Source organism: Paenibacillus sp. JJ-223 (assembly GCF_927798175.1).
Lineage (GTDB): Bacteria > Bacillota > Bacilli > Paenibacillales > Paenibacillaceae > Paenibacillus > Paenibacillus hubeiensis.
In genome coordinates this window covers 55,639-74,175 of sequence record NZ_CAKMMP010000002.1, presented here as the reverse complement: position 1 = coordinate 74,175, position 18,537 = coordinate 55,639, and the positions used below count along the sequence as shown (strand labels likewise).

The 18,537-nt window shown below is 49.7% G+C and carries 17 protein-coding genes and 1 CRISPR repeat array; of the genes, 9 read left to right on the top strand and 8 right to left on the bottom strand.

Translation table 11 applies throughout. From position 1 onward, the window contains the following. Window positions 1-398: 398 nt before the first annotated feature. From L6H98_RS03975 to L6H98_RS03950, 6 genes are all read right to left on the bottom strand, one after another. A complete protein-coding gene (locus L6H98_RS03975; protein ID WP_236413070.1) occupies window positions 399-3,611 on the bottom strand; it encodes an efflux RND transporter permease subunit in 3,213 nt (1,070 codons plus the stop codon). Window positions 3,612-3,652: 41 nt separating this feature from the next. Next, the gene (locus tag L6H98_RS03970; protein ID WP_236413068.1) at window positions 3,653-4,591 is read right to left on the bottom strand and encodes a TetR/AcrR family transcriptional regulator; all 939 of its coding nucleotides are present in this window, start codon (window positions 4,589-4,591) and stop codon (window positions 3,653-3,655) included. A gap of 168 nt (window positions 4,592-4,759) precedes the next feature. Beyond that, window positions 4,760-5,074 (bottom strand): multidrug efflux SMR transporter, encoded by a 315-nt coding sequence (locus tag L6H98_RS03965; protein WP_236413066.1) that lies wholly within the window; start codon window positions 5,072-5,074, stop codon window positions 4,760-4,762. Then, window positions 5,074-5,415: a multidrug efflux SMR transporter gene (locus tag L6H98_RS03960; protein WP_236413064.1), complete on the bottom strand. Its 342-nt coding sequence runs from the start codon at window positions 5,413-5,415 to the stop codon at window positions 5,074-5,076. The genes L6H98_RS03965 and L6H98_RS03960 overlap by 1 nt, the downstream gene beginning before the upstream one ends. 34 nt (window positions 5,416-5,449) lie before the next feature. Beyond that, entirely contained in the window at window positions 5,450-6,034 is a 585-nt protein-coding gene (locus L6H98_RS03955; RefSeq protein ID WP_236413062.1) for a TetR/AcrR family transcriptional regulator, read from the bottom strand. 122 nt (window positions 6,035-6,156) lie between these two features. Further along, on the bottom strand, window positions 6,157-7,635 hold the full coding sequence (locus L6H98_RS03950; RefSeq protein ID WP_236413059.1) for a phospholipase D family protein: 1,479 nt from the start codon (window positions 7,633-7,635) through the stop codon (window positions 6,157-6,159). A gap of 31 nt (window positions 7,636-7,666) precedes the next feature. Between L6H98_RS03950 and L6H98_RS03945 the strand changes: the two genes are divergently transcribed. Together L6H98_RS03945 and fni are read left to right on the top strand one after the other, a co-directional pair. Continuing rightward, a complete protein-coding gene (locus L6H98_RS03945; protein ID WP_236413057.1) occupies window positions 7,667-7,984 on the top strand; it encodes a hypothetical protein in 318 nt (105 codons plus the stop codon). A 195-nt stretch (window positions 7,985-8,179) separates the two neighbouring features. Beyond that, a complete protein-coding gene (fni, locus tag L6H98_RS03940) occupies window positions 8,180-9,247 on the top strand; it encodes a type 2 isopentenyl-diphosphate Delta-isomerase (RefSeq protein WP_236413055.1) in 1,068 nt (355 codons plus the stop codon). 258 nt (window positions 9,248-9,505) lie between these two features. After that, window positions 9,506-9,938: direct repeats of the CRISPR family, unit length 32 nt; unit sequence GTCGCACTCTATATGAGTGCGTGGATTGAAAT. 159 nt (window positions 9,939-10,097) lie between these two features. Here fni and L6H98_RS03935 read toward each other — a convergent pair. Beyond that, window positions 10,098-10,331, bottom strand: coding sequence for a helix-turn-helix transcriptional regulator (locus L6H98_RS03935; RefSeq protein ID WP_236413054.1), 234 nt, complete (start codon window positions 10,329-10,331; stop codon window positions 10,098-10,100). A gap of 329 nt (window positions 10,332-10,660) precedes the next feature. On the opposite strand from L6H98_RS03935, the gene L6H98_RS03930 reads away from it, so the two are divergent. The 6 genes from L6H98_RS03930 (at window position 10,661) to L6H98_RS03905 (ending at window position 16,329) form a co-directional block, all read left to right on the top strand. Next, the gene (locus tag L6H98_RS03930; protein WP_236413053.1) at window positions 10,661-11,017 is read left to right on the top strand and encodes a hypothetical protein; all 357 of its coding nucleotides are present in this window, start codon (window positions 10,661-10,663) and stop codon (window positions 11,015-11,017) included. 116 nt (window positions 11,018-11,133) lie between these two features. After that, the gene (locus tag L6H98_RS03925) at window positions 11,134-12,567 is read left to right on the top strand and encodes a helix-turn-helix transcriptional regulator (protein ID WP_236413052.1); all 1,434 of its coding nucleotides are present in this window, start codon (window positions 11,134-11,136) and stop codon (window positions 12,565-12,567) included. Between the two features lie 328 nt (window positions 12,568-12,895). Then, window positions 12,896-13,066: an aspartyl-phosphate phosphatase Spo0E family protein gene (locus L6H98_RS03920; RefSeq protein WP_236413051.1), complete on the top strand. Its 171-nt coding sequence runs from the start codon at window positions 12,896-12,898 to the stop codon at window positions 13,064-13,066. Window positions 13,067-13,210: 144 nt separating this feature from the next. Further along, a complete protein-coding gene (locus tag L6H98_RS03915; protein ID WP_236413050.1) occupies window positions 13,211-13,681 on the top strand; it encodes a GNAT family N-acetyltransferase in 471 nt (156 codons plus the stop codon). Window positions 13,682-14,194: 513 nt separating this feature from the next. Further along, window positions 14,195-15,295, top strand: a complete 1,101-nt coding sequence (gene ychF / locus L6H98_RS03910; RefSeq protein ID WP_236413049.1) for a redox-regulated ATPase YchF — start codon at window positions 14,195-14,197, stop codon at window positions 15,293-15,295. Between the two features lie 434 nt (window positions 15,296-15,729). Beyond that, on the top strand, window positions 15,730-16,329 hold the full coding sequence (locus L6H98_RS03905) for an SUKH-4 family immunity protein (RefSeq protein ID WP_236413048.1): 600 nt from the start codon (window positions 15,730-15,732) through the stop codon (window positions 16,327-16,329). 17 nt (window positions 16,330-16,346) lie between these two features. On the opposite strand, the gene bluB is transcribed toward L6H98_RS03905, so the two are convergent. Next, window positions 16,347-16,997: a 5,6-dimethylbenzimidazole synthase gene (gene bluB / locus L6H98_RS03900; protein ID WP_236413045.1), complete on the bottom strand. Its 651-nt coding sequence runs from the start codon at window positions 16,995-16,997 to the stop codon at window positions 16,347-16,349. Between the two features lie 451 nt (window positions 16,998-17,448). Here bluB and prfA point away from each other — a divergent pair, with 451 nt between their 5' ends. Further along, window positions 17,449-18,516 carry a peptide chain release factor 1 gene (gene prfA, locus L6H98_RS03895; RefSeq protein ID WP_236413043.1) on the top strand — a complete coding sequence of 356 codons (1,068 nt, stop codon included), beginning with the start codon at window positions 17,449-17,451 and terminating at the stop codon, window positions 18,514-18,516. Window positions 18,517-18,537 lie beyond the last annotated feature (21 nt).

Genomic DNA, 18,537 nt, shown 5'->3' with positions numbered 1-18,537 from the left:
AAAGCTTTTAAGCGACCGCTTCGCTTCTCCAGATTGGTTCTGCCTCTTCGTTAACGTGTATCTTTTTTGCGGTTTATCTATATGCTATTAGAACCTTTATACAAAAAAATACAGCAAAATACGAGGGTATATGTCATATTTTCCGAATAATCATACAAAAAATGCAAATAAATATACGTATTTGAACATTGCTTTCCGAGAAGTGGGACAAGGGACTTAACTTGCTCGAAAAGTACAGGATGGATGGTCCTATAGCGTTCATGCTATGGAGCATTTCTCCGCAGGCGTAAGGTGCAGAAAAAACACCGACTGGAATCTTATCCAATCGGTGCTTAAAAATTGTGGATATGGAATGGTTTAATGGAATGCGTTTAATTTCAGTTCATGGACTAACCGGCTTAATCGACGATTTTTTTCTTTCTGAATCTTGCGAGCATTTCGTACACGATCGGCACAATCACGAGCGTAAGCAGGGTCGAGCTGACGAGACCGCCGATGACGGTAATGCCGAGCCCTTTCGAAATGATACCTGCGCTTTCCTCAAGACCGGTTACGAGCGGCAGCAATGCGCCAATCGTGGCAAGGGCGGTCATCAGGATCGGACGCAGACGGGTTGCACCTGCTTCCAGCAAGGCTTCACGCGTAGACAGGCCTTCGTTCTCCTTATGGATAACGCGGTCGATCAGAACGATGGCGTTGGTGACCACGATGCCGACGAGCATCAACGCACCCATCATGGCGGAGACATCAAGCGTTCCGCCGGATACAAACAGACCTACCATGATACCGATCACGGTAAACGGCAGCGAGAACAGGATGGCGAATGGAGCCAAACCGCCGCCGAAGGTAACGACAAGCACGAAGTATACGATGGCGATGGCTGCCACCATGGCGAGTCCGAGCTGTGTAAATGTATCATTGATCTGTTCGGTCGTACCGCCGAATTTCACTTCGACGCCGTCCGGCAGATCCAGTTTATCGATACCGGCTTGCAGGTTTTGCGAAGCCTTTTGCACGTCGGAAGCCAGAATGTTGGCCGTCACTTGCGCGACCATTTTACCGTCGATGCGCATGATCGAGTTCGGCGAAGTGCCTTCTTCCACCGCAGCCACGTCTTTGATCGGCACTTGCACGCCGAGAGGCGAAGTTACGGTTTCATTTTCGATATCTTTGATGCTCTTGAATTGTTTGGCATCGGTCTCCACGTAAACTTTATACGTTTTGTTCTCGATGTCCACTTCGGTCAGCACCGGGCGTTCCTGAGCCGGGGCGAGCGCCATGGCCAGTTGGCCGGCAGTCAGTCCGAGCGAGCTCAGTTTCTCCTGATCGGCAACGAGTGTATATTGACCATACGTATCGGAGAGTGTGGTTTCGGCTTTTTCAAAAGAATCGGTGTCTGCTTCAACCAGCTTGAGCACTTCATCCGATACCGGCTTGATCTGTTCCAGATTGTCGCCATAGATCGAAACGCTCAGGCTGCTGCCGCCGAGTCCGCCAGACATGTCCAGCTCGTTCCACTCGCCGACGGAAACTTCCTTTTTCAGACCTTCGACAAGGTCTTCCTTCACTTGCGAGAAGTTTTTGGTGTCTTTGTTGTATTCGATGTAGAACAGGGCCGAGTTGGAGCTTCCGCCGCCCATGCTGCTCAGCGGATTGCTTCCGCCAATGGAATATTGCATTTTTTCGATGCCTGGTTGTTTCAAGAGCCATTTCTCCGCAACAAGTGCTTCTTTCTCCACGTCTTCGCGCAGCGAACCCGTCTCCGGAGAATACGTAATGGTTACGTATTTATCCTGCTGCTCCGGCAAGAAGCTTGCACCGATGAACGGATAAAGGAAGAGGCTTCCGACCAGCAGCAGGACGGCGACAATGGACGTGATCCATTTGTGGGACAGTGTCCAGTTCAGCAGGCGTTTGTAGCCTTCCGCCATTTTGCCCGGTTTCTCTTCGTGGTTGTGCGTGTTTTTCAGCCCTTTGCGGAACAGGGAGTGTGCCAGCATCGGAACGATGGTGATCGCCACGAGCAAGGATGCAAGAAGCGCAAAAACCATGGTCAGCGCAAACGGCATGAACAGTTCGCCGACCATACCGCTTACGAGGGCGAGCGGCAGGAATACCGCGATCGTAACGATGGTGGACGACATGATCGGGATGAACATTTCGCGCGTCGCTTCGCGAATCAGTTCACGGCCTTTCAGTTTCTCGCCTTTCAGCGACAGCCTGCGGTAAATGTTCTCGATAACGACGATCGAGTCATCCACGACCCGGCCGATCGCAACGGTCATGGCACCCAGCGTCATCATATTCAGCGTAATGTCCATCAAGTTCAGCGCCGTCAAAGCGATGAGCAGGGACAGCGGGATGGAGATGACCGAAATCAGGGTGGAACGGAAGTTGCGCAGGAAGATCAGAATGATCAGGACCGCGAACAGGGCGCCAAAGGCGGCTTTGCCGAGCATCGTGTTGACGGAATCCTGAATCGGTTTGCCTTGGTCAAGCAACACGGTCAATTCGGCGTTTTTGAATTGCTTTTGCAGTTCTTCCGCCTTGTCTTTGACCGCATTGACCACATCGACGGTATTGGCGTCATTGGACTTCACGATGGAAATCCCGATGGATTCCTTGCCGTCCGTCCGGGAGATGGACTCTGCTTGGCCAATGACTTCAATCTTGGCAATCTCGCTCAATTTTACGGTCGGGATGCCAGGGGCACTTGCCGCAGGGTTCGTGGCTTGCGCCGCAGCGCCTTGTGCAGCGCTTTGGCTTTGGGCTGCGGCGCCTTGTCCGGCAGCAGCGCCAGCCTGCGCGTCCATGCCTTGTGCGGCTGCTGCGGAACCGCTGCCCGAGGCTGCACCCGCACCGCTTGGCACGACCGGAATGGCGAGGTTTTTCAGGTCGTCAAGGCTGATGATGTTGCCATCCACCACGACGGATTTTTGGGCTTTGTCCAGTTCGAACAATCCGAGCGGAACGCGAACCGAGGAGCCCTGCACGATGCCTTTCACGGTATCTTCGGTCAAGCCGAGTTCTTTCATTTTGGCCTGGTCGAATTTCAGTTGGACTTCTTTGACGTATTGGCCCGATACCTGAACTTGGGCTACGCCGTCAATGTCCTCAAGCGCAGGCTTCAGATCGGATTCGGCCAAACGTGTCAGCTGTTCCAGATCCCCGCCTTCCTTGTCGGACAAGCTGAGCGAGACGACCGGGAAGGAGTTGATGCTGAATTTGGAAATGGTCGGCTTCTGCACGCCATCCGGCAGCTGAACATCGTTCAATGCTTCCCGCACGGCGGCGGTCGCGTTGTCCAGGTCCGTGCCGTAGTCGAATTCCAGCATGATGGAAGCGGCGTTTTCCATGGACGTCGAGGTTAACGTTTTGATGCCCTCCACATTCCTCAGCGTTTGCTCGAGCGGTTTGGTGACGTCCTCCACGATGCTCTCCGGAGCACCTCCGGGATCGATGGCGGTGATGCTCAGAAACGGAACGTTGATGTTCGGGATCGTTTCCTGTTTCATCGTCAACCCGCTGTACAAACCTGCAAAGGTAACGATAATCGTCAGAATCCAGATTGCAAATTTGTTGTTCAGTGAAAAGTTAATGATTCCTTTCATGCGATGGTTTCTTCTCCTCTCTGCTTCTCTTTATATTGGTGTTACGAGTCAGCTTGGATGAACCGGCTGTACATGGCATCCATAATGTGCTGAAGCTCGGAATGCAAGGCTTCAATGGCGGAAATACCCTCCAGATTGTGCATCATGCCGAGGATGATTGCGCGCCTTGGCGTGAACTCCATCATTTCCTGCTTCAGGATGGCGATGGCCTCAAGCGCATCGTTTTTGATCTGCCCTTCGGTAAGGGACGATGTGACGACATCCTGCATTTCTCGAATAATGTGAATGGGATGACGCATCATTGTAGAGTCCGTGTTAGGGTTGCTGGCCCAGGCCGGCCAGTCTTCCAAACGAACGAATGGGGCAGGGCGCTGCTCCAGCAGCCCATGTGCCGCATAATCGATCGTTTGCAGCAAATTGGTTGCCATTTTGGATACGGTCAGGGAAGGCATTTCCGTAAACCAGATTTTGACGTAGGAAAGAAACAGTCCATGCGTAAGCAGGCTGAGGTCTACGGTGTAAGGTCCAATTTCCGGACCGTATAGATCCTCGAGCTTCTCCTTAAACCAATGCACGATGCGAATTTCGAGGTCACGGTTCTTGGGATTGCATTTATCCCGGCCGGGCTGCTCGTCATTGATCATCATGCTGCGCATTTGCACCCTCAAAAATTCCTTCAGTTCAGATACGTGAATGAGCAGTGTCTCGATCTGTTTCAGCAGGCGTTCCCTTGCCGTGTAGCCGGCACTCTGTTCAATCTGGGTCATCTCGTCGACCAGCGTGTACACGCAGTATTCCATCGTGCTGGCTTCAAGCTCTTCCTTGGATTTAAACAGCAGATAGAGGCTGCCCTTGGACATGCCGCATACTTCCGCAATTTCCTGCATGGACGTTCCGGTGCTGCCTTTGGCGGAGAACAACCGGAGCGCTGTCGTGATGACCATCCTTTTTTTCTCGTTCATTTCATGAATCGGGTTCATTAACGATACATCCACCTCAGCTCCGAACTTTTGAGTTCTTGAATTGACTTTGTGGTCAAAACAAGTATAAACGAAATGAAAAGCCGATTTCAAATGGAAGGGAATTGGTAAATGGGGATAAAAAAAGGCGACTTCTAATTTGAAGTCACCCATAGCTTATGAAGATGATTAAGTAATCAGTTTCAGGCCGATGGCGGCCACCAGAATCATGGCGATGAACAGCAGCCGCTTCGCTTCTTTACGTTCGCCGAACAACAACATGCCGGTCAACGTGCTGCCTACCGTCCCGATTCCCGTCCATACGGCATAGGCGGTGCCCATGGGAATGGAGGTCATGGCATAAGAGAGGAGAGAGAAGCTGCATACAAACGATACGAGCATAATTGCAACGTAGCGCCAGCCTTTTCTCGAAGAGGCGCCGTTAATGCCGATGACCCCGAAAATTTCGCAAATGCCTGCGCCAACCAGAGCGAGCCATGCCATTATGCCTCACCCCCTTGTGCAGATTGCTGGTCGGTGACCAGCTTCAGTCCGATGACGCCTGCAAGCAGCAGGCCGATCAGCAGTATTTTGGCCAGTTTGAACGGCTCTCCGAAAAGAATCATTTCGGCCAGCACGGTGCCTGCCGTGCCGATTCCCGTGAAAACGGCATAAACGGTGCCTACAGGCAGCCGTTTGGAAGCCGCGATGATCAAAGCAAAGCTAATGATGATGGCCAAGGCGGTGAGCGCCCATTCCCAGACGTTGCCGGCATGCTTCAGACCGCTCACCCATACGATTTCGATTAATCCTCCAATAAAAACATACAACCAATTGCGGTTCATGCTGCGTAAGTTCTCCTTTCGTCAATCCTTGGTGTCAGTTGCTCAGATGATGAATGCCGCTCCAAAATATAGGCCAGGCCGCTTCGAGCCGTATCTTGTATCGCCTCGAATTGCCGTATATGAGCTCCACCGTTACGCCGTCCAGCAAGGTCATGAACGCCACGGCAACCTGTTCGGACGCAATGGACGGAAGCTCCCCCTCCCGTATGGCACGTTGAAGCAACCGCTTTAGGGAACGCTCCAATCCGTCCAGAAACGGATATACGATACCCATGACGTCGTTGTACAGCGCAAGCGGCGGGAAATAACACATGCGAAGCATAAAGCGGGCCGACGCCTGCGTGTTGTATTCGTGCTCCACCCAAGTCAGCAAACCCTTCAAACGCTCCTCCAGCGAAAGGTGGGCATGGTCCCTGAAATATTCCAGCGTATGCCGCTGTACTTCTTTAAAGGCATGGGACAACGTGTGCAAAAACAGGTCATCCTTGTTGCTGAAATGCGCATATATGGACGGCTTTTTGATGCCGACTTCATCCGCGATGGCACGGAGGGAGGCACCTTCATACCCGTCTCTCGCAAAATGGATCAGGGCGGCATCCCGAATGGATGTTGCAGTCATATTCATTCACCTTCCTAACGGTCGTTAGGTGATTATATTTTCATATTTCACATCCCGTGTCAAGTGTCATATGAAATCCGCCTGCCCGCAAAGGGGACAGACGGATGGAAAGGGCCATTCTTTCAAAAGGTCGTAAAGCCCAACACAAGCTGCAGTTTATAGGCGATTCGCTTCAGAAACGTCGTTTTTTCCTGAAATGCTTTCAAGCTCAGGGTGAATACGGCATCGTTGTTGTACCATATTCTTTCAAAATAATCGGCTGCCTTATGCATGGAAGGATGATCCGACGGAGCCGCGACCCACAGGTCGTTTTCCAAATTGTAATCATTGAGGTTGCGGGGAGTGAGATTGGATGATCCGCCGAGCAGGATGTCATCCCCACTCGACTTGTCGATGTACATCAGCTTGGTATGATACTGTTCCTTCGTGGTGTTGTACCACCGGATATGGATGTTCCCTCCCGATTTGTCATGCAGCTCTTCGGCGACAGGGCGGTTTGGAATCCCAAGCTTCGATCGCCCGAAGGCATTTTCGTTCGGATCAAGCACCAGGCGGATATCCACGCCTCTTTTCGAGGCGTCCAGCAGGGCATCCAGCACCATCGGCGAAGCGATGTAAAACATGCCCATCCAGAGCACGTCTCCTTGTTCGGTCGCGCCGATCTCCTGAAGGACGGCATCGTTCACTTTTCCCTCGGTCAAGTAGCGGATGCGCGCCTCTCCGTCGTTTTTTTGAGCGGGCGGATCGTATACGGGAACCTGTCCGCCGCCGGACATGTCCAGCACGGCTTGCTCGGTTGCCAGAATGTCGGCGATGACGGGACCGCTTACTTCAAAGGCGATGTTGGAATGGTAAACGCTGGCATCGTGGATATTGCCGGATGAAATGACGGCCGACTTTTCGCTGGTGACCACCTTGCGGTGATTCGCTTTGATGTTCAAAAGCTTTAAATAGGAACGCAAGGTCATCTTCGGGCCATCGCTCGCCATCTGATTGGGAATCCAGCCTTCCCCGGCCTGCCCGAACCACTGAAAGAACGTCCGCCAAACGGCAGAGTAGATCGGGGTAGAGTCCCTTAACGGGTCATCATTCGTAATCACGACCTCGATGCCGGCGTGCTTCATTCTTTCGAGCAGAGGGTTGGGCGCGGAATTGTAATTGGTATTGATTTCATCCGTGATAAACAGGATGGGCATGTCGGGATGCTGCTTTTTTTTGGCGATGAGTGCATCCGCGAACTGCCTGCTGACGGGCGGAAAATGCTGCCCTTTATGCTGATAGTCGTTAAAAAGAAACATGTCGACGACGACGAATTGTTCTGCATGTTCGACGACCTGAAGCATCCGCTGGAAAATCTGCTGTTCATGCTCGACCTGCCCGTCTCCGGAAGGAAAGGTCAGATCGTACAAAAACTTCACATCCTTCACCCTATACTCCGGGCTTGCATAAGAGATGCCGGGCGGCAGAGGTTTGTATGTCTGGTACGCCATAACGGCGACGAGCCATAAGGCGAGCAAACCCAATAATGTCCTTATGTACGGAAAACGTCTGACGGCTCTGCGCGGGTCTGACCGATCGCGATGACGATGAGAAAAAATCATATGATGCCTCCCTTGATCCGGCAGGATCGGAATGTATGTACGGAAACAGACTGGCTTACGGGCCAAAGCCCGGCTGCATGTTGTCTACCATTACCACAGGTTTGCAGCGGCTGACGCAAAAAAACGGAATGCAGCGGGGACGGCATCCGGCAAATCAATGATGCGTGCCTTGCAATCGACAGATTCAGGAGCGCTGAATATCGGTTGTACACGGAAAAACAGTCAGGATTGCGCTGACCGATGGATCTCGCGGCGCTTCTATCAGTTTTTCCACCTATTCCCGATCTATCCGCATCTGTCCAAGGTATTGGCCTTTTGCCCCGCCCAGGTAATCGAAACAGGGATGTAGATGGGCTGTGATTCTTTGGGGTGCTATGCATCCGTCGATGGCGCGCTGATCGTCACGCTGTAAGGGCAGCTTGCCGGTGAGCGGGTCGGAGCGGTTTTGCTTGGATAAGCGTGCCGGGCTCCCTTTCCATCGACTTTTGGGAACGTTATACTGGGTAGAGTTGTATGCGGGCATTTCACATAAGGGGGTTGCATCATGAACGAACAAGAAAGAGCGGCCAGACGGCTGCTTCCCGAAGTCCCGACGAGCGAACGGAAGCTGGAGCATGTCCGTCTATGCCTGCAGGAACAGGTTGCGGGAGAAGGGATCACCACCGGCATGGAACGGTATGCGTTCCGGCATAACCCGCTGCCGGAGCTGGATTTCGACGCGTTGAGTCTGGAAACGTCATTTATCGGCAAAAAACTGCGCACACCTCTGCTCATCAGTTCGATGACTGGAGGGAGCGATACGACCGGCGCGATTAACGAACGGCTCGCGCGCGTGGCGAATGCGCGGGGCTGGACGCTCGGCGTAGGTTCGATCCGGGCTGCCGTGGAGCAGCCGGACCTTGCGCATACGTTCGATGTGCGGCGCTGGGCCCCCGATATTCCGGTGATTGCCAATCTGGGAGCGGTGCAGTTGAATTACGGCTTTGGACCGGACGAGTTCCGGCGCGCCATCGATATTGCCGGGGCGGACATGCTGGTGCTGCACCTGAACGGACTGCAGGAAATTTTCCAGCCTGAAGGCAATACCAATTTCGGCGGGCTGCTGAAGCAGATCGAAGGTTTGTGCCGGGTGCTGGACGTTCCGGTTGGCGTGAAGGAAGTGGGCTGGGGCATCGATGGTTCAACGGCACGTCAGTTGTATGAAGCCGGGGCAGCTTTTGTCGATGTGGCCGGAGCTGGCGGCACCAACTGGGTGCAGGTGGAGAAATTCCGAAACAAGCAGCCGGTTCGGCGTGCGGCGGCAGAAGCCTTTGCGGACTGGGGCATTCCGACGGCAGACTGCATCCGCGACGTACGCGCCATGAATCCCGAAAGTGCGCTGATTGGCAGCGGCGGCCTGTATAACGGGGTGGATGCAGCCAAAGCAATTGCATTGGGGGCTGATCTCGCGGGCTTCGGACGCTCGCTGCTGGAGTCGGCCGTAGCCTCGGACGAGGCGCTGGATCAGCGGCTGGAGCAGGTCGAATTCGAGCTGCGCACCGTCATGTTCGGCATCGGCGCGGGTCGAATCGAGGAATTGCGGATGACGAACCGTTTGGTGGAGCGGCGCTGAAACGATGAAGTGATATTTTTTTGCTCTCCTTCACAGGAAGACTACCTATGTTGTTCGGTGCGAACCTCAAGCTCACATGATTTTTCCGGGGGATTCGCACCTCGAATTTTGTCGAAAACCTCATTTTTGTGACCTTTTGGCAACATTGATTTTTGAATTTAGGCTTCTTTTGCCACAAATGTGGATAGTATTTGTTATAATTAGAGGTAATACGTAATTATGTCTACGTTATGTGACTTTATTACGTGTATTTTCGCTGTCGCACTCTATATGAGTGCGTGGATTGAAATCTACAAGGAACAGCGGCAGCGAGACCGAGCAAAGTCGCACTCTATATGAGTGCGTGGATTGAAATAACCTCAGCCAAATGCGTAACCTCTTGTAAATAAGGGTCGCACTCTATATGAGTGCGTGGATTGAAATACGAAGCTGCTGAATGGCATCATGTGGCTGCTGCAGGTCGCACTCTATATGAGTGCGTGGATTGAAATTTCCATATCGTACTATCGTCGGATCATGCAAGGCGGTCGCACTCTATATGAGTGCGTGGATTGAAATGTATTCGGGCCAAAGTCTCTCAAACGGAAGCACAGTCGCACTCTATATGAGTGCGTGGATTGAAATTCCCCGGTCTTGGTCTGAATGTACAGCACATCACGGTCGCACTCCGTATGAAGTGCCAAATATGATCAAAGCTAATAGCTATGTTAATTATTGCTGAGTACGTTAACAAAACCATATGAAACACAAAAAAATCCGTCCAAAGTAAAAATGGATGGATTTTTTATGTTTCTCTTTAAAAGTGAGAAAGCGTTACGCTCGGTTGACAATGTTTAGCCCAGTTTGTTTTTTACTCCTTATCATCCGGTATGTACGCTATCACATCTGAAAGAGTATAGTCATTTCCTGTCATTGCCCGCAGAGTGTTCACGATATTATTTAAGGTTTCTAAATCTAGCCTTTTTGTTTTTCCTTCGCACAAATCATATATAAGGTTAGGTCGAACTTTTGCTTCCCTTGCTAGTGCATTTTTAGTGACGCCGGCTGCGTCTAAAGTGTAGCCCAATCTTATTTTTATAGACATAGCCAATCCCACCTTTCACTTTTATCATAACCTAACGTTAAATGGTTTTAAATAATCACTTGACGTTTATCAATAGACGATATAAAATTCTAGTGGTATTATCAACAGGCGTTAAACGTAAAACGTTATGTTTTTGTGGTTTTAAATCAATGAATCAAAAATATTTTGAAATTATCTAATGGTTATTTCGCCATAACGATTGAGTCTTAGTTTTTTGAGGGAGGGGAAATAGTAGTGATTTTAGTTAGCGAAGGATTAGAAATTCATTATTTTTCAAGAGATTATGAATTGCTTATGGTTTTTTTCATGAGTATGCAGGTAATAGTGTCATGAGAATCCTAACCCAATTTGAACTTGGTTTATTAGTGCTCGGCCCCTTTGATCAAGAAGCAGAGTTGTATATTTACCAGGGATATGTCATGAATGAACGCTATATCTTTTTTGTGGAAGAAGGAACGTTATGGCTTCGGCATGTACAGAAGGTCGCAAATATAGATCATTTTTATATTGATGGAGATACCGGAGGGTTAATCCTGGCTGAACATATCACAGGAGATGCAAAGGAGATGTTAGAGTCAATCGTGGATAAATTCAGTGAAATGGATGCATTGACGTTTCTTACAGATGTCTTATTGTGGACTCCAGACCGTGTCGATATGAATTTGAAGCTTGATCGCTTTCAATGATGAAGTTCCTCTACAGTCCTTTGGACCATTGAGCAATGCTGATAAAGTATCTTTACAACAAAAGTAAATTATTTACAAGTAAAATATTGATATTAAATGTAAGAGTATAGTATATTTTGGCTAACCATTTTATTTTTACGTGGAAAGTTGGTGTTCCCGTGAGATCGTTAACAACGATACGTGATCATCTGGAAGATTACTTGAAGAAAAATAATATGACGCTCATTCATTTTTCTGAAATATCGGGCATTAATTCAGGTACGTTGAGCGGTATGTTGAATGGGCTGCGTCCCATCAGCATGCAACAGTTGGATCGGATCACTATCGGAATGGGATTACCTGAAGGTTACTTCTACGATTTATACATCAATGAATGTTTTGTGCATACAAGCCCCGATTGGCGGCGGCTTAGGCCATTTCTATACCGCTGTGCCGAACTTGATAAGATCGAGTGCATGGAAACAATAATTAAGCTAATGATGGATAATCTTGCATACGCTCCCCTGTTGTTCGGGTTGGCTGAACAGTTATTTCATGAGGGGATGTTCGAGGCAGCGAAGCCTCTCTATTACTGGGTGGCCGAGAGTGAGAAGATGCAACATTCCGAACGTTTGGCTCTAAGTCAGTATCGGTTATTTACTATTGGACTTTCCAAAGATCAGACTAACAATCTCTCAGTTGCAACTCGATTTGAGTTATTTGTGGATCGTCTTGGTGAGCCTTACGAGCTTGATGGACTGAATGAACTGATTAATGCTTATGCTTCGGTGCGACGGTGGGATAAGCTGTTGGAACTTGGAGAGAAATTGAAATTGAAAGCATCTGTACATTATGAATTGTACGGTAATATTAAGCCGAAAGAAGTCAAAAAAGAGATTATATTTTATATTTTGTACGCATATTTGGTACTCGGAGAGACTTATTTCTATTTTGAAGAATATGAAAAAGCACTCCATTACGTATCTTTATATACCGATTCTAGCTGGGTAATTGATCCGACCGAGAAGGAAATAACTGTTATTCAACAGTTCAAGGAATGGGCAGAAGGTAATCGTTACCAGTATGAATTGATGTCCGGGAAGACAGATGTCCTTCACGATTATTTGAATTATATCTCAGAAAGAGAGAATGAAGTTTTTCCGGCTTTATGCGAGATCGTTGTTGCAGCCAATAAGTTTGGATTGGATATCGATGCCGTACTTGAAAAATATGAATCTTCTATTATCTATCGTGAACAAATTAGTCGAATTGGGGCGATTAGTAGTCAACTTACGGGGGACCGCTATGCTAATTTATTGATGGGGATAAGTATATATTACTTCCAAAAAAATAATTTGGATAAAGGCTTCCTGTTCCTGTTGGATAGTTTATCCATTGCGATTGAAATTAGTAGTGGGCTATGTATGGTGAAATGTGTTGATTTATTTGAACAGTATTCGACGTTTGCAACTGCCACCACGATAGAGAAGTATAATAAATTAAAACTCAAAAGTAAAAAAATCGTCTTCGCACGTAACTACATACATAACCTTCGCAGACTGAATCCCTAAACCATCCCCTGATATAACTGTCTAAATTAAAGATCCAATTGTTCTCCTGTGATGCTGACAACGAAGGTTCATGGAATGATTAGTACAAGTATGTAACCATATCAAAACAAAGTGTTCTCTCATCTGGAAGCTCACCTTATCGGAACAGAGTTTATGTTTAACCTGTTCACGTTGAGATGGGGCTAATTCAGTAAAGGAACGCTTTTTTGCTGTTCAAAAAAGAGGGATACATGAAAGGGGAAGGGTGAAGACAGTAAATGTTGGGGTATATATCATTTCCCTCTGATTCGCAGAGTGTTCTAAAATGTCACAGTATGGAGGGGTGAATATGGATTATAGCAAACTTAAGTTGCAGATCGAAGCAGCGAGACAGAAGCTCTATCAATTAAAGTTGGAATATGGAGATCTTCTACATCCCCTTGTTATACAGCAATCTATGGTCCTGGATGATCTGATTAATCAATACAATCATGTTAAAATAGAAAAGCCGATGGAATAATCCAATCGACTTTGGGCGAGAAACTTTTGGCGGGTCGCTCGCCTATATATTTTAACATAGTTATGGCGCGAAGTATTATGATTACATACATTCTTCTTTCACCATTATATTTTCGTTGGTTTATCTGAAATGGGGGGACATCAGATGCAATTGGTACAAATGAATGATCAAGAGTTTGCGCGTTTTCTGGACCGGGGCATTAAGGACTTTGCTCTGGATAAAGTGGAAGCGGGCACATGGGCGGAAGAAGAGGCGGAGCAGTTATCCCGTGAGTCCTATCGCCGATTTTTGCCGGAGGGCCTGCAGACGAAGGGAGCGTACATATATAACCTTATGCATGAAGTGGACGGAAATGTGGGCTATATCTGGTTTAACGTGACGGAGCATCTGCGCGGGAAAGAGGCGTTTCTGCTCGACATCGTCGTTGAAGAGGAGCATCGCGGTAAAGGATATGGAAAAGAAGCGATGGCCGCCTTGGAGCAAGCGGCTGCGGGTCTTGGCGTGAATTGCATCGGGCTGCATGTATTCGGGCATAATGTGCGGGCGAGCGAGTTATACCGCAAGATGGGGTATGCCATTACGGACATGACCATGTACAAGGAGCTCGGGCGCTAACGAACATCAGCCACCTTATGTGGCCGATATGAAGCGTGATCCAACGCTAACGAACATAAGCGGCGTTATTTGAACGAAAACACAGGCTACCGGGCCTTTTCACCCCAAATAGCGTGTCTCAGGTTCGTTGCTCATCAGCGAGCGCGATTTAGTGCCAAATAAGGTGTGTACGGTTCGTTAGAGCTGTGCGGTTCAGTGATCGTCCGCAGCCTTTGTTGTAATTGTGGTACACGAGTGCTCGGATCGTTTTATATATTGAGGTGTTCCTGAGCGCTACAATACCTTGTGGAGCTAACGAACATCAGCCACCTTACGTGGCCGATATGAAGCGTGATCCAACGCTAACAGATCTCAGCAACGTAATTTGACCCAAGGTCATAGAAGATTGTGGATGATCTTCCTGCTCCGGTGCGCATGGAATTGGCAAACTTCCTTGATGCACCGGTGCTTGTCATATATAATGAGTAGGATTATTCGAACCGAACAAGTAATGAATGAGGAGTTGTCATATACATGGCTTTGAAAGCTGGTATCGTGGGTCTTCCGAACGTTGGGAAATCCACGCTGTTTAACGCAATCACGCAAGCTGGTGCCGAATCGGCCAACTATCCGTTCTGCACGATCGATCCTAATGTGGGCATCGTGGAAGTGCCGGATGAGCGCCTGGACAAACTGACCGAACTGGTAGAACCGAAGAAAACGGTACCTACGGCATTCGAATTCGTGGATATCGCGGGTCTGGTGCGCGGCGCGAGCAAAGGCGAAGGGCTTGGAAACAAGTTCTTGGCTCATATCCGCGAAGTGGACGCGATCGTGCATGTCGTTCGCTGCTTCGAGGACGAGAACATCACGCACGTGGACGGCAAGATCGATCCGATCAGCGACATTCAGACGATCAATCTGGAGCTGATCCTGGCCGATATCGAGAGCGTGGAGAAGCGTATCGAACGTTCCAAGAAAAACATGAAGGGCGGCAACAAACAATACGCGCAGGAAGTGGAATTGCTTGAGCGCATGAAGGCTGTTTTGTATGAAGACAAACCGGCGCGCAGCATGGACCTGACCGACGATGAGCGCCTGATCATCCGCGATCTGCACTTGTTGACCCTGAAGCCTGTGCTGTATGCAGCCAACGTGTCCGAGAATGAAATCGGCGATGTGGCCAACAATGCATATGTACAAAAAGTAAAAGAGTTCGCTGCTGCCGAGAACGCGGAAGTCGTGCCGATCAGCGCGAAGGTGGAAGAAGAGATTTCCGAGCTGGAAGGCGAGGACAAGCAAATGTTCCTCGAAGAGCTCGGCATTCAGGATTCCGGCCTGAACCTCCTGATTAAGGCGGCTTACAAATTGCTCGGCCTGTACACGTATTTCACTGCCGGCGTGCAAGAAGTACGCGCATGGACCATCCGCAAAGGAACGAAGGCTCCTGGCGCGGCGGGCGTCATCCACAGTGACTTCGAGCGTGGATTTATCCGTGCAGAGGTGGTATCCTACGAGGATTTGGTTGCTGCAGGTTCCATGAATGGCGCCAAAGAGCGCGGGCAGCTTCGCCTCGAAGGCAAAGAGTATGTAGTGCAGGATGGCGACGTCATGCATTTCCGTTTCAACGTATAATTCGCCCGGCACGGATCAAGCTGGACAACAAATATAGAATGGTTCAAAAACCCTGGGTCTTCGCATGAAGATCGCAGGGTTTTTCAATACATGCAGACTGTAGGGGCAAAAACGGCTGCCAAAACGCAGTCTGCCTTCTCCGAAAATTCATCGATATATAAGCTGAACCAATGATTTTTACACGGATTCACTACGTGGTCAGAACCATCTTCCGATCGCTGTTATCCCCAGATTTTTTTAATTCCCTTATGTAACGGGAAAATTCGGTGATAAAGGCGAACGCTCCGCTTCTCCAGATTCTTTCTGCCCTCTCCGTTTATCGTATAATGTCTAGTTCAACCTATATAGATGGTTTTTCTTTTAGGTTCTACGCCGGATTGCTGGCATCACCGTGGGTGATTATAATATTAGCAATATCAAACGGAGGTGGGGGAATGGACGAAGCAATACCGTATATTCGTTACGATCAGACGTTGGTCGAGGCCGCATGTTTGCCGGAGGAAACGCGTCGGCTTTTGTTGGAACAGGGCCTACCGCAGCTGCGCCATAACGATGAAGACGTGCTTGGCGTGCATTTTCAACCTCGTACGGACCGAGATTTCATCACGGACAAAGAAGGAAAGCTGAAACTGTTTCCGATCGGATACGAGTGGGAAGAAACTGCTGCCTGGCTTTGCGTGGAAACGGGAACGGGCCGAGTCTGCATCATGGATGCAGAGACGGGCGAGCTTGGCCGAATCAACGCTTCCTTGGCCGCATTCGTCGAATTTCTGAAGCGTTATGCAGATGTTATGCAGCAATTTTCCACCCGGGAAGAACCGACGATCCTCACGGCGGAGCAGGCTAGACTGAAGCTGGAAGCCTTTCGGCGCGGGGAGATCAAACCCGGAAACGAGAGCACCTCAATCGCCGCGCGAGAGAAAGCCGTTCAGGAACTTCGAGCATATTATATCGAAAAGGATCCCGCCAGCTTAGCCAGTGAAGATGCCTGGTGGAGCGTGGTGCTGGAACAGTTGGAAGATCATTTGCTGTAGGCTGCCAGCCTTATGAGCTACATTTCCTCGGCGTTGCCCCATCGTCCATGATAAATGACCGACTGCAAATCTCTTCTTTTTTCCCAGTTGGCCGTTTCCAGAATCGGTTTCGTCGGATAATGCTCCGTATATCCAATGGACAGTAAAGCGACAGGTTCGATATGCGGAGGAATGTTCAGGATGTCTCTAACGTCGTTTTTCTTGTAAAAGCTGACCCAGCCCATACCAAGCCCTTCGGCGCAAGCGGCAAGCCACATATTCTGAATGGCGCAGGCGGTGGACATCAGGTCGGTTTCGGGAATGGAATTTCTCCCAAGGACATGGGACCCGCCGCGGGTCGGATCGGACGTGACGCAGATCGTGAGCGGGGCCTGCATGAGACCTTCGATTTTGATGCCGAGGAAGCGTTCTTTCTTTTCGTCCTCATAGTGGATGGCGAGCGCTCTCCGCTCTTTGTCGGCCGCCCAGGCGAGGCGGGATTTCGTATGTTCCTCCGTCACCAAAATAAAGCTCCATGGCTGCATGAAGCCGACCGATGGACCGTGATGGGCCGCATGCAGTATCCGGTCAATGGTATCTTTCGGAATGGGTGTATCCATAAAAGTTCGAATATCCCGCCTTGTATAAATGACTTTATACAGCGCTTCTCTTTCTTGTTCGCTAAACATGGCGACTCAGCTCCTGTGCAAAATAAATGGGCCGGGCTGGTTGGCAATGGATGCCGGAACGGGCACGGCCATATGATTGTAATATAAGTATAGCGGCGCTGGTTCGTATAGCCAATGAACGCCCTGTGCAAAACCTGAAAAGTATCTATTCAGGATGGATGTAATATGCTATAATTAAGAGTCGTGTACCTGTATTTACTTGTGTGCGCTGTTTCAGCAATGAAAGCGGGCAAACATGCAGCGTACAGGATTCTTTTTTAACCTAACCATCACAAGCAAAGGATTTGATGACGTTGTAGCGAGAGTGTGCGTCAGTCATTGAATGAAATGTTGCGGCAGGGCTTACAAGCAAGGCCCAAGGCATTGTGAACTATAGATTCGAAACATGGAAATGCATGAATGATGTTGCGATAGACGAAAGCGGAACAAAATAAAGCGCGAGGTGACGAAAATGTTGGATAAATTGCAAGCATTGGCTGATCGTTACGAGAAACTCAGCGAGCTGCTGTGTGACCCGGATGTAGCCAGCGACAACAAGAAATTGCGGGAGTATTCCAAAGAACAGTCGGATTTGCAGCCGACGTATGAAGCGTATAACGAATACAAGCAGGCCAGCGAAGATCTCGAAGCTGCCAAAGAAATGCAGGGCGAGAAGCTGGACGACGAGATGCGCGAAATGGTCAAAATGGAAATCGAGGAGCTCACGGCCCGCTTGAAGGAGCTGGAAGAGCGAATTCGCGTGCTTATGCTGCCGAAGGACCCTAACGACGATAAAAACGTCATCGTGGAGATTCGCGGCGCGGCCGGCGGGGACGAAGCGGCGTTGTTTGCGGCCGATCTGTACCGGATGTATACGCGTTATGCGGATACGCAAGGCTGGCGCGTGGAACTGATGGACGCCAATACGAACGACCTGGGCGGCTTCAAAGAGGTCATCTTCCTGATCAACGGACGCGGCGCGTACAGCAAAATGAAATACGAGAGCGGCGCGCATCGTGTGCAGCGCATCCCTTCCACCGAATCCGGCGGACGGATCCATACGTCCACTTCGACGGTGGCGGTATTGCCCGAGGCCGAAGAAATCGACATCGAAATCCATGACAAGGACATTCGCGTAGATACGTTCTGTTCCAGCGGCGCGGGCGGACAGTCCGTCAACACGACGAAATCGGCGGTTCGCGTAACCCACGTTCCGACCGGCATCGTAGCAACTTGTCAGGACGGCAAATCGCAGAACTCCAACAAGGAGAAAGCGCTGCAGGTGCTTCGCACCCGGATCTATGACATGATGCGCCAGGAAGAAGAAGCGAAGTACGCGGGCGAACGGAAAAGTAAAGTGGGAACGGGCGACCGAAGCGAGCGGATTCGTACGTACAACTTCCCGCAAAGCCGCGTAACGGATCACCGTATCGGCCTGACCATGCACAAGCTGGATCAGATCATGAACGGCGAGATCGAAGAGATCGTGTCTGCGCTCACGATTGCCGAGCAGACCGAGATGATGGAAAGAGGAGAATAATCTGTGACTCAGGCGAAATTC